At 53.2% G+C, this 10,337-nt stretch carries 9 protein-coding genes; 2 read left to right on the forward strand and 7 right to left on the reverse strand.

Going from position 1 to position 10,337, the window contains the following annotated elements:
• Positions 1-97: 97 nt before the first annotated feature.
• Entirely contained in the window at positions 98-682 is a 585-nt protein-coding gene (locus ACT3TP_RS18120) for a recombinase family protein (protein ID WP_096283074.1), read from the reverse strand.
• Between the two features lie 804 nt (positions 683-1,486).
• Between ACT3TP_RS18120 and ACT3TP_RS18125 the strand changes: the two genes are divergently transcribed.
• Positions 1,487-1,963 carry a GtrA family protein gene (locus ACT3TP_RS18125; RefSeq protein ID WP_444621234.1) on the forward strand — a complete coding sequence of 159 codons (477 nt, stop codon included), beginning with the start codon at positions 1,487-1,489 and terminating at the stop codon, positions 1,961-1,963.
• Positions 1,964-2,629: 666 nt separating this feature from the next.
• On the opposite strand, the gene ACT3TP_RS18130 is transcribed toward ACT3TP_RS18125, so the two are convergent.
• Positions 2,630-3,046, reverse strand: coding sequence for a hypothetical protein (locus ACT3TP_RS18130; protein ID WP_444621235.1), 417 nt, complete (start codon positions 3,044-3,046; stop codon positions 2,630-2,632).
• 146 nt (positions 3,047-3,192) lie between these two features.
• A complete protein-coding gene (locus ACT3TP_RS18135) occupies positions 3,193-3,765 on the reverse strand; it encodes a recombinase family protein (RefSeq protein ID WP_013348181.1) in 573 nt (190 codons plus the stop codon).
• Between the two features lie 318 nt (positions 3,766-4,083).
• Between ACT3TP_RS18135 and ACT3TP_RS18140 the strand changes: the two genes are divergently transcribed.
• Positions 4,084-5,073 carry an Abi family protein gene (locus ACT3TP_RS18140; protein WP_443443460.1) on the forward strand — a complete coding sequence of 330 codons (990 nt, stop codon included), beginning with the start codon at positions 4,084-4,086 and terminating at the stop codon, positions 5,071-5,073.
• Positions 5,074-5,718: 645 nt separating this feature from the next.
• Here ACT3TP_RS18140 and ACT3TP_RS18145 read toward each other — a convergent pair.
• From ACT3TP_RS18145 to nrdI, 4 genes are read right to left on the reverse strand one after another with little or no spacing between them, the layout of a single operon-like run.
• Positions 5,719-6,294: an NADPH-dependent FMN reductase gene (locus ACT3TP_RS18145; RefSeq protein WP_096288958.1), complete on the reverse strand. Its 576-nt coding sequence runs from the start codon at positions 6,292-6,294 to the stop codon at positions 5,719-5,721.
• A gap of 46 nt (positions 6,295-6,340) precedes the next feature.
• Positions 6,341-7,366 carry a class 1b ribonucleoside-diphosphate reductase subunit beta gene (nrdF, locus tag ACT3TP_RS18150; protein WP_096288956.1) on the reverse strand — a complete coding sequence of 342 codons (1,026 nt, stop codon included), beginning with the start codon at positions 7,364-7,366 and terminating at the stop codon, positions 6,341-6,343.
• A 33-nt stretch (positions 7,367-7,399) separates the two neighbouring features.
• Entirely contained in the window at positions 7,400-9,565 is a 2,166-nt protein-coding gene (gene nrdE / locus ACT3TP_RS18155) for a class 1b ribonucleoside-diphosphate reductase subunit alpha (protein WP_096254103.1), read from the reverse strand.
• On the reverse strand, positions 9,562-10,050 hold the full coding sequence (gene nrdI / locus ACT3TP_RS18160) for a class Ib ribonucleoside-diphosphate reductase assembly flavoprotein NrdI (RefSeq protein ID WP_096254105.1): 489 nt from the start codon (positions 10,048-10,050) through the stop codon (positions 9,562-9,564). The genes nrdE and nrdI overlap by 4 nt, the downstream gene beginning before the upstream one ends.
• Positions 10,051-10,337: the final 287 nt, after the last annotated feature.

Here is a 10,337-nt window from a genome sequence, read left to right on the forward strand (position 1 = left end):
TCTAATACTAATTTGTCGCTGCGATTGGCTTGAATACCGAAACTGATCAGACTTCCCGTAATGGGCCTTCTGCTGAGAGGTGTGAAGTAGCCGAACACTATTGAGTTTTTTGTTCATTGATCCTGCGGTAAAGGGTAGCGCGGGACATCCCCATGTCCTTGGCGACTTGGGTTGCCGGTTCACCTGCCTGGATGAGTTTTGCTGCGGTCCGGATTTGGGAGTCGGTGAAAGTGGGCCGGCGGCCTCCGAGGTCGCCGCCGGTGGTGCGGCGCTTGGTGACGGAGTCGTTGATCCGTTCGCGCTTAATCTCTAACTCCATTTGCGCGAGGGCTGCCATGACGGTGAAGACCATTGCGCCCATAGGTGTTTTGGTGTCCACGTCGCCACCGCCCAGGTTGAGCACCCGCAGCCCAATATTGCGATCACGCAGCTCTTCGGCCAGTTCGAGCATTTTCTGGGTGGAGCGCCCGAGTCGGTCCAGGGTGGTGATCATGAGGGTGTCATCCGGGTGTAGCGCGTCGAGTGCTTTATCCAGGCTGGGACGTTTGGCCAGAGCCCCGGAGAGCCCGTGGTCAATATAAAGGTCATCGCGGCGGACACCGGCCGCCAACAAATCTTGAATTTGCCGGTCGGTGTCTTGTGCTTTGGTTGATACGCGGGCGTATCCGATCAGCTTGGTCATGGAATCCTTGAAAAGTGTCTCGAAACTAATGTTGTCAACATGATTCTACGACATTGGTTGCGACACATAGTTGCGAGAATTTAGGACTATTGAGTTTCCGCGGATTTTTCGTTGGGGCAGGGGTGCGCGGTGAGACGTCTTGCAACCTATGGGTTCAGGTTATTTCGGTTTGATAATTTCTGATGACGTCGAGGAGATCCCCGATGTAAGGCTCTGTGCCTGAGTTCTGTTAGATGCGAGCAATCGCCGTCTTTTGGCAGCGGCATCGTTTTCGGTAAGGCCGAAGTCGAGTGGCGTAACACAACTAATCTAATACAAAGTTAAACAATTGGTTTTGTATCTTTTGGTAGTGTATTTTTGTTTTATACGTTCGAAGAAATCTTTTGTGCCGCGTGCTGGGACGCGGTTCTTCTAGTGATTCTCCCGGCGTATTCGCTGACTGCTGTTCTGGTTTTCCAGTTCTGGGTTTTTGGCAGGGCGGAGTCGATTCCTTGGCAGGTTCCGCTAATGCTGAGACTGGGATGCGGGTCGGCAGGACGCCTCTTGTTGGGGTTGCTCTGACCGCAAACATTCCCTATTGGCGCGGGCTCTTAAACAAACTTTCAGATAGACGCCCGCGAATTTCAGTATTCTTGCAACACGCATAGGCCAGAACCGTCGAAACTACGCCACGAGCTAGTGATCAGCGAAAGCAAATGACAGAAGCACATAACACCAATTTAAGCCAGACACTGCACAAATTACAGTAAGCTGAACTACTGACGTCTAGCTTAAATCTCCACCAACCATAATCAGCGGGTATGAATGTCTAACAATCAAAGCGTGATCATACGACTAGTAAGATTCCTTGGAGTCGGCGGGTTTTGTTTCGTCCTGACGCTAGCAGTTAACTATGCTTTGAAATTCACAGTGCTCCTCGAACACCCAACCACTGCTTTCCTGATAGCAAATTCAGTTGCTACGGTCGTATCGTTTATACTTACGCGGCAATTCACCTTTCAAGATAGGAACACATCTAAGCGTAAACGATTCCAAGCTCCAGCTTTTTTATGTATTTCGATTGCAGCAATTGCAATAAATACAGCACCCTTGTATATCTCCAGGTGGGTGCTAGGGTGGCACTACCCTCTGGTCTCATACTTCGAACAGGAAGTCTCAGATTTCATCTCGGGACCGATCATTGGGACTCTACTCGCGACGGTCTTCCGCTGGTGGGCGTTGCACAAGTTTGTCTTTCCTGTTCCAAATGACCAATTGGAAAAAACGAAAGGGCTGGTATGAAAAAGAATATTCGCCACATCATGGTTTATCCGATAGCAGCAGAACCCCGGAAAGAAACCCGTTAAAACAGAGAAATCGTAAGTAGCGGGTCAGCTAACAGTCATCGAACGTTTCGCCGATGGATCATTCTAGGCAAGCACACTGAAGTCCGTAGATCCTTCGCTTGCTGCCGCAGCCTCTGTTGGGGGCACCCCGGTTGCAACGCCCGCAGCGGCGATCACAGGCTGCAAATACAGCTCAAGAAGTGGCTATGTCACTTACAGCACTTGCACCGTTTCCCATACTTGGTCTGGCAGCATCACAGTTTCATTTGTCGCAAGCTACAAGTTCAACTCAGGAATGTCGTCCATCACCTACCGTGGCAACGCAAGCCAGCAGTGTTTCGTCGCCACTTGTACGCGTCCAGATTTGGTGTTGAACCAGAAAACGTCAAGCGGTAGCGGCTTCACCAATCCCGCTATGGTGCAAGCAACTTCCACAGTAACCGCTGGGTTGGGCCGGTAATTATTGCGCCCATCTCTTTATTTTTTCTATGAAATCAGCAACGATTAGGTGTCTTCTGCTCTCGGTTTCAATGGCCACGGAGCTTTGAGAATAGGGCCGAAGCTATATATCAATTGACCTAGCTAAGCGCGAAAGCTGAGAGTGCTGATCTAAGGAAAGATGTTAGCGGCGGTCTGGGAAATCGCCTTCGTAGTCATTCCAAGTGCCTGCCAGCTCCTGCATCGCCCAAAGCTGGTTCTCCACGGGAGCTTCTTTACCCGCAAAGTCCATCACGATGTAGTTGATAACGAACCCGTCCTTTACGGTAGCCCCATATTCCTCGGCACGCTTTTTGCTCTCAAATCGAAAATAGTCTGCCTCGGCGGTGCTATACGCCTCAACGCAATCGACCGTGGGTGCGCATGCCGTTTTTGTGATGTCTTCCGGCTGTGTCGTGGCATCCTCAACTCCTTCATTCTCGGAGTTTACGAACGTGTGCAGAGTCAGGTCGCGTTGCGGGTCCAATATGGAACATCCAGCCAATATCGGCATGGTAAGGAGAAGTGCGGCGGAAACGACACTGCTTAAGCGTGAATTCATTCTTCTACTTTCTCAGCTTTCGCTGGGTAAAAGAGCCTACTTAGGGATGATTTTATCCAACCAGACAGCAAGATGTTTCGTGGCTTTTCTACGAGATGCAGGGATGGCGAAACCGCTACCGGTTAATGGCCAACTAAAGTTATCCATCACAGCTGGTTCTTTTTCGCTTTTCCTAATGCTCTATAGACGGTGCTACGGCTGACGCCAAGAACCTCACCAATTTGAGTCACTGTCATATCTCGTTGTTCATAGAGTCTTTTGGCAGTGCGCAACTTGTCGGGGGAGAGGGATGCTGGACGGCCTCCAGTGCGGCCGCGGGCACGAGCTGCTTGTAGCCCGGCGTTGGTGCGTTCGCGAATGAGATCGCGTTCGAACTCAGCGAGGGACGCGAAGATGTTGAACACGAGCCGTCCACCGGAGGAACTGGTATCGATGCTCTCCTGAAGGGATTTGAATTCGATGCCTCGTTGCTGCAACGCGTCCATATGGTTGATCAGGTGCCGGATGGAGCGTCCGAGACGGTCCAGGCGCCAGACCACCAGAGTGTCGCCGGGTCGAATCTGGTCCAGGAGCTTATCGAGCTCAGGGCGTGACTCGAGCGCGCCGGATGCGGTGTCGGTGAAGATCCGATAGCAGCCAGCTGCACTGAGTGCATCAAGTTGAAGTTGTGCGTCTTGATCCGTGGTGGAGACTCTGGCGTATCCGAGGAGGTGTCCCATGAACCTAAATGTATCAATACTCGTGGAATGGTCACTGTTTCGACGCATAGTTTGTGGCACTGGGTTTTGCGACTAAATGACCTTGAAAATCTGTTGAGTTCTCAACTGTCGAGGATTTTTAGCCAAGCTGTCAGATCAGCGTGTCATAAACGACCGTTTTAGGAACTGTCGAATGGTCTTAGTGCTCCTCCCATAGAGTCAGATGTATTTAGGTAAGAGACGGTGGTCAGTTCTGGTTTCTGGTCTGTTATGATGATGTCATCATGATCAGCCCGCTCGCCTTATGGCTCGGGCTGATTTTCTTTAACAGGGAAGTTCATGGCTCAATACACTAAAAAGTGGCTATCGGTAGAAGAGCAGCTCGCGAAGCTAGAGCTTAATGGTGTGCTGATTGGTGATCGTGAAGCGGGGATACAGCTACTGAGGGCTGTGGGGTATTACCGTCTGACAGGGTACTTGTATCCCTTCCGCGATTCTCGTTTTGTCTATGAGGCGGATGGTCGAGAACGTGTCCAGGTGTTGAATACCTACCGCAGGGGTACCTCGCTGGAACATGCTAGAAAACTCATTGATTTCGATCGAGCCTTGCGAATTCTGGTGTTGGATGGCATCGAGCGCATTGAAATTTCGTTGCGCATGCAACTTGGGTATGTCTTGGGTAGGAAGTCGCCATTCGCGCATCTTGACGCCACCCAATTCGTTTCTTCGTTTACGACTAGCGAAGCCGAAGCCGGGGGAGTCATTTGGCCGAGTAAGCATGAAGTACTCATCACTCGGACGCGGGAACGGCAAAGTAGTTCAGATGAGTCTTTCGTGGCACATTTTCGTCAAAAGTATGATGATCAAATGCCGGTTTGGGAACTTACTGAGATTATGGAGTTCGGGCATCTGAGCAGGATGTACGGCGGGCTTCAGAACTCGACAGGCACAGAGATCGCAATGACGTATGGTGTCCCTTCCAAAAGGATCATGGCAAGCTGGATCGCGAGCCTCAACTATGTGCGGAATGTTTCCGCGCACCACGCGAGGCTCTTTAACCGAAAACTTGTCTTTGCGCCGAAGCGACCTGCGCTTGGCCAGATTCCGCTGCTGGATCATTTGAAAGAAGAGGAATCATCTAAGCAGGTCTTCGGGCTCTACAACGTAATAGCTATCATGGCCTATCTATTGCGATCGATCGATCCCGAATGCGACTGGTCCGAAAAAATGATCGAGCTGATAAATGGCTTTCCCAGCTCTTCTAGCCTCACCGTTGACAGCCTGGGTATGCCAGCGAATTGGTTTGATTTAGCCTTATGGGCGAAGTAGGAAAGCGTGCACTTCTTTTTGTGGTCTGATGTTGCTTAGGATGCGGGGTTTAATTGCCTGTCAGACGTGTTGTAACCGCATCACGCAGTAACGCGACGCAATTGGTTTGCTGAGGGTATAGCCGGCAGCGCGGCTTACGCGGGTCGAATGTCTCTTTGTTTGCTTATTATGGTTCTGCTCTGGTTTTGAAGGTTGATGTGTAGTTTCTTCGGGAAGACTGCAAAGCGCCATATGAATCGATCAGTTTGGCGGCTCAAATATCCGATAGATGCGAATGGTCAGGCGACCAATATGGGCGCCTGACCATTCGATTGGGTTTTCCGCAAGGATGAGTGAGGTGAAACGCTCGGTCCGAACCGTGGGGGCCCGTGGTGGGTCTGAAGTTTGCATGCATTCAGGGTAACAAGCAGATCGCAATAGTCGTGAAGTTATCAACCTTCAATAATGAGAAAAGTAAACTGGGCTGAAAAGAGGTTTCTAAGCTTCATTCGCTCAGTTCAAAGGGATTAGCTTCAGCGCGCTGCTCTAAGCCATTTTCCCCATGTTTCGGCTCAACTTGCTGGTTAGGCTTGTTTGGACCGCCCCCATGTTCGGCATCGCACGAGCGTTGATATTGTAGGTTCCCCTTGTAGCTTGGTAAGAGGGTCAGCGGGAATCAGTGTTTTGTTCGATGAGCTGAACAAGGCGAGAGACATAGTTTTGAAGAAATTCCACTGTGGATTCCTGGGTCACATGGCCGTCTGCATCGAGAAGCGTGGGTGACTGGGAAAGAAAGACTTCTGGTTGGCCGGGGGTGGGCATGTTGAAATATGAAAGGGCAAGCCTAAGGTTCTTCTGCGAGCTGTACCCGCCCATGCGACCGACGGAGTGGCTGATGATTCCTGCGGGAAGTCGCTGCCAGATGACATCGTTGTTGGGTTTGGACCCGATGTCTATGGCGTTTTTCAGGCATGCGGGGATGGTTCGGTTGTTCTCTGGCGTGACGAATAATACCCCGTCTGAGGATTTGATGGTCTTGCGGAACAGGGTGTATTCCGGTGGGGTGGGTTTGTCGATGATTTGGGGATCGTCGTAGTCGAAATCGTAGAGAGGTAGATTCCTGATCTCGATGATGCTCGCGTTGTAGTTGTCAGGGAAGTAGTTGATAAGATTATGGGCTATTTTTCGTGCGTAGGAGCCTCGGCGTAGGCTACCGATGAGGACGGAGACGTTCTTATTCAAGGTGCGGTGCTCTTTCTCAGGCGAGTATGTGGGAATGAGGACTGGGTTAGAAATCCCAGTCGTCGTCGCTGGTGTCTTCGGCTTTGCCGATGATGTAGGAAGAGCCGGACCCGGAAAAGAAATCATGATTCTCGTCTGCTCCTGGTGCGAGGGCGGCGAGGATCTCGGGGTTGACGTTTGTCTCTTCCGGTGTGAAGCGGGCTGGATAGCCAAGATTCATGAGTGCTTTGTTCGCGTTGTAACGGACGAACACGGCGACGTCGTCCATGAGTCCGAGTGGTTTGTAAAGCTCACCGGAGTACTGCAATTCGAGTTCATAGAGTTCTTCGAGGAGTGCATAGGTGAACTTGCGCATTTTTTCTTGAGTGGCGGGGGACTGGGTTTCGAGGCCTCGCTGGTATTTGTATCCGGAGTAGTAGCCGTGCACAGCTTTGTCGCGCAAGATCAGCCGGATCATGTCCGCGGTGTTTGTGAGCGTCGCGTGTACGGAGAAGTGCAGCGGCAGATAGAACCCTGCATAAAGTAGCAACGAGGAGAGCAGCGTTGAGGAGACTTTGCGTTTAAGCGGGTCATCTCCGTAATAGTGGGTAAGTACCTTTTTACACCGTTCCTGGAGCATGTCGTTGGCGATGGCCCATCGGTAAGCACCGTCAATCTCAGGCGTCGAGGTCAGAGTCGAAAAAACGGAGGAGTAGGAACGGGCGTGCACTGCTTGCATGAAGGCGATGTTGGTATAGACGGCTTCTTCGTGTTCTGTCTGTGAATCTTGGATCTGGCAGATTTCTCCGACGGTGGCCTGGACTGTGTCGAGCATGGTGAGCCCTGTGAATACGCGCATGGTTAGTGTTCGTTCTTCCTGGGTGAGTTTTTCCCATGCAGGAAGATCGTTGGAAAGTGGAACTTTTTCAGGGAGCCAAAAGTTGGCGGTGAGGCGGTTCCAGACTTCAAGGTCTTTATCGTCGACGACACGGTTCCAGTTGATAGGGCGTATGCGGGCGGCTGGGTTATGCCGGTAGCCTGGTGGGGTCACAGCGATCTCGGTATTCGAGTAAAGGGTGTCGTGAGAATTCATTGTGGTTCCTTCTGGGAGATCAGAGTTTCAACGTTAAAGTGCGCATGAGACGCAGTTTTCGATTTCGGTGCCTTCGAGGGCGGGTTGACGCAGGCGGATGTAGTAGAGGGTTTTGATTCCGGCACGCCAGGCGTAGATCTGCGCTTTGTTGATGTCCCGGGTGGTGGCGCTGTCGCGGAAGAATAACGTGAGTGAGAGGCCTTGGTCGACGTGGCGGGTGGCGGCGGCGTAGGTGTCGATGATCTTTTCGTAGCCGAGCTCGTACGCGTCCTCGAAAAATTCGATGTTGTCGTCGGTCATGTGTGGGGCTGGGTAGTAGAGGCGGCCTAGTTTGCCTTCTTTTCGGATTTCGATCTTTGCCGCTATTGGATGGATTGATGCGGTCGCATTGTTGACATACGAGATTGATCCGGTCGGTGGGATCGCCTGTAAATAGGCGTTGTAAATGCCGTGCGCCATGACTGACTTGCGTAGCGCCTGCCAGTCCTCACGGGTCGGGATCGCGATTCCTACTTGGCTGAACAGTGCAGCGACTCGCTCGGTGGCAGGCAGCCAGTCTCGTGCGATGTACTTATCGAAGTAGGAGCCATCAGCGTAGGTCGAGGTCTCGAACCCATCGAACGCAGTTCCGCGTTCGATGGCGATCTGGTTTGAGGCGCGTAGCGTGTGGTAAGTGACGGTGAGGAAATAGATGTCAGTGAAGTCAACGCCTTCCTCACTGCCATAACGAATGCGCTGTGAGGCGAGGAATCCGTGAAGATTCATCTGTCCGAGTCCAATCGCATGCGAAGCGTTGTTCCCCGCTGCGATCGATGGCACTGCATCGATGTCTGTCTGGTCCGCAACGCTCGTCAGCGCCCGTACGGCGGTCTCGATGGTGGTGCCGAAGTCGGGTGATGCCATCGCGGCGGCGATGTTCAGCGAGCCGAGATTGCATGAGATGTCGTTCCCGATTTTTGTGTAGCCGCCGGCGGCGTTTAGCGTCGAGGGCGTGTTAACCTGGAGGATTTCGCTGCACAGGTTCGACATGTTGATATGCCCCACGAGCGGGTTGGCGCGGTTGACGGTGTCCTCGAAGAGGACGTAGGGGTAGCCGGACTCGAACTGCAGTTCGGCGAGGGTCTTGAAGAACTCGCGGGCGCTGATCGTGGTCTTGCGGATCCGCGGGTTCGTTACAAGGTCATCGTAGTATTCGGTGAGCGGCAGATCTGATAATTGCGTGCCGTACTCTCGCTGCACGTCGTAAGGGCTGAATAGGTGCATGTCCCGGTTGTCCCGGGCCAGTTCGAAGGTCACGTCCGGGATCACAACTCCCAGCGACAGGGTCTTGATCCGGATCTTCTCATCCGCATTCTCGCGCTTCGTGTCGAGGAACCGGAGGATATCCGGGTGGTGTGCGTGAAGGTAGACCGCGCCAGCGCCTTGGCGGGCGCCGAGCTGGTTGGCGTAGGAGAAAGAGTCTTCAAGGATCTTCATGACCGGCACGACCCCGGACGCCTGGTTCTGGATCTGTTTGATCGGCGCACCGGTCTCGCGCAGATTCGTCAACAGCAGTGCAACGCCGCCACCGCGTTTGGACAGCTGCAGCGCCGAGTTCACGCCACGGCCAATGGACTCCAGATTGTCTTCCAGCCGTAATAAGAAGCAGGAGACCAGCTCGCCGCGTTGCGCTTTTCCGGCGTTCAAGAACGTCGGGGTTGCCGGCTGGAAACGTCCCGAGATCATCTCGTCTGCCAAGCTGGTCGTCAGTGTTTCGTTGCCCTGCCCGAGGAATAGCGCGGTAGCGGCAACGCGCTCCCCGAAATCCTCCAAGTACGTGGTCCCGTCGAAAGTGCGTAGGGCGTAGGAAGTGAAGAATTTAAAGGCACCGAGGAAGGTGGCAAAGCGGTGCCCGGCCATCTCCACGCGTTCGTGCAGCGAGGTAACGAAAGCGGGGTCGTAGGCGCGCAGGAACGCTTCCTCGTAGTAATTGTTGTCGATCAGCCATTCCAGCCGCCCCCATACCGAGCCGAACACCTTGGTGTTCGGGATGACGTGCTGGCGGAAGTATGCGCACGCGGCCTCGCGGTCCTTGCTGAACTGGATCGATCCATCGGGGCCGAACAGGTTCAGCTGCGCGTTCAGTGCGTGGTAGTCCTTTCGCGCCCCTATGCCCTCCGGTCGTGTGAGAGCCTGCGGGGAGTCGATGGTAGTGGTCATGCCGTCTTCCTTTCCTCTGTGTGCTGCTGCGCCCAGAAGCGGGGCAGTCCTTCTCTGACGCGTTCGACATCGCGGTCAGTGCCGAGCAATTCGAAGCGGTACAGCTCGGGCACTTGGCACTTGGTCGAGATGATGGGGCCGGCGAGGCAGTAGTGCTCGCCGAAGTTGGTGTTGCCCGCGGTGATGACCCCGCGGATCAGTGCCCGGTTGGCAGGGTCGTTCAGGAACATACCCACCTGCTTCGGCACAGCACCGGCGCGCTCCCCGCCGCCATAGGTCGGCACGATCAGCACGAAAGGCCTAGTTACCCGAATCAGCCCTTCCAGACGGGGTCGCAGCGGGATGCGCACCGCATGCGACTGCAGTCGGTCGACGAAGCGACTGGTGTTCTCCGAGACGCTTGAAAAGTACACGAGATCCGGAGAATCAGAATCTTTGAATTCTCGTACCGCGAGGTCTAAGAATTTATTTCTTTGGGCGGTCACCTTAGTATCTCCTCCTTCACTCAATTGATTTTGGACTGATGCACGCATACAAGCTATATGTTGTGCTCAACCGAACATAGAGGCACAACATGTAGTGTCACCAACCATAACTTCAATGGGCCAAACAAACAACTTTGACCCATCGAACTATGAGCTCATCTGAGATTTCGTGCCCACTTCTGGATCGGTCACTGCCTTGATTTGCACTCAATGATGAGGAACGGTCAGTGTTGGAGAACGATTGGTCGGGAGAGTTTAGGATCGGCATTAAAGCAGGCAGCCCAAGT

Source organism: Glutamicibacter sp. AOP38-B1-38 (genome assembly GCF_052377485.1).
GTDB lineage: Bacteria > Actinomycetota > Actinomycetes > Actinomycetales > Micrococcaceae > Glutamicibacter.

Bases quoted from the DNA above. Each gene is read 5' to 3' on its own strand.
- ACT3TP_RS18120 (WP_096283074.1), bottom strand. From the start codon at position 682: ATGACCAAGCTGATCGGATACGCCCGCGTATCAACCAAAGCACAAGAC.
- ACT3TP_RS18135 (WP_013348181.1), bottom strand. From the start codon at position 3,765: ATGGGACACCTCCTCGGATACGCCAGAGTCTCCACCACGGATCAAGAC.
- nrdE (WP_096254103.1), bottom strand. From the start codon at position 9,565: ATGACCACTACCATCGACTCCCCGCAGGCTCTCACACGACCGGAGGGC.
- ACT3TP_RS18125 (WP_444621234.1), top strand. From the start codon at position 1,487: ATGTCTAACAATCAAAGCGTGATCATACGACTAGTAAGATTCCTTGGA.
- ACT3TP_RS18140 (WP_443443460.1), top strand. From the start codon at position 4,084: ATGGCTCAATACACTAAAAAGTGGCTATCGGTAGAAGAGCAGCTCGCG.
- nrdF (WP_096288956.1), bottom strand. From the start codon at position 7,366: ATGAATTCTCACGACACCCTTTACTCGAATACCGAGATCGCTGTGACC.
- ACT3TP_RS18130 (WP_444621235.1), bottom strand. From the start codon at position 3,046: ATGAATTCACGCTTAAGCAGTGTCGTTTCCGCCGCACTTCTCCTTACC.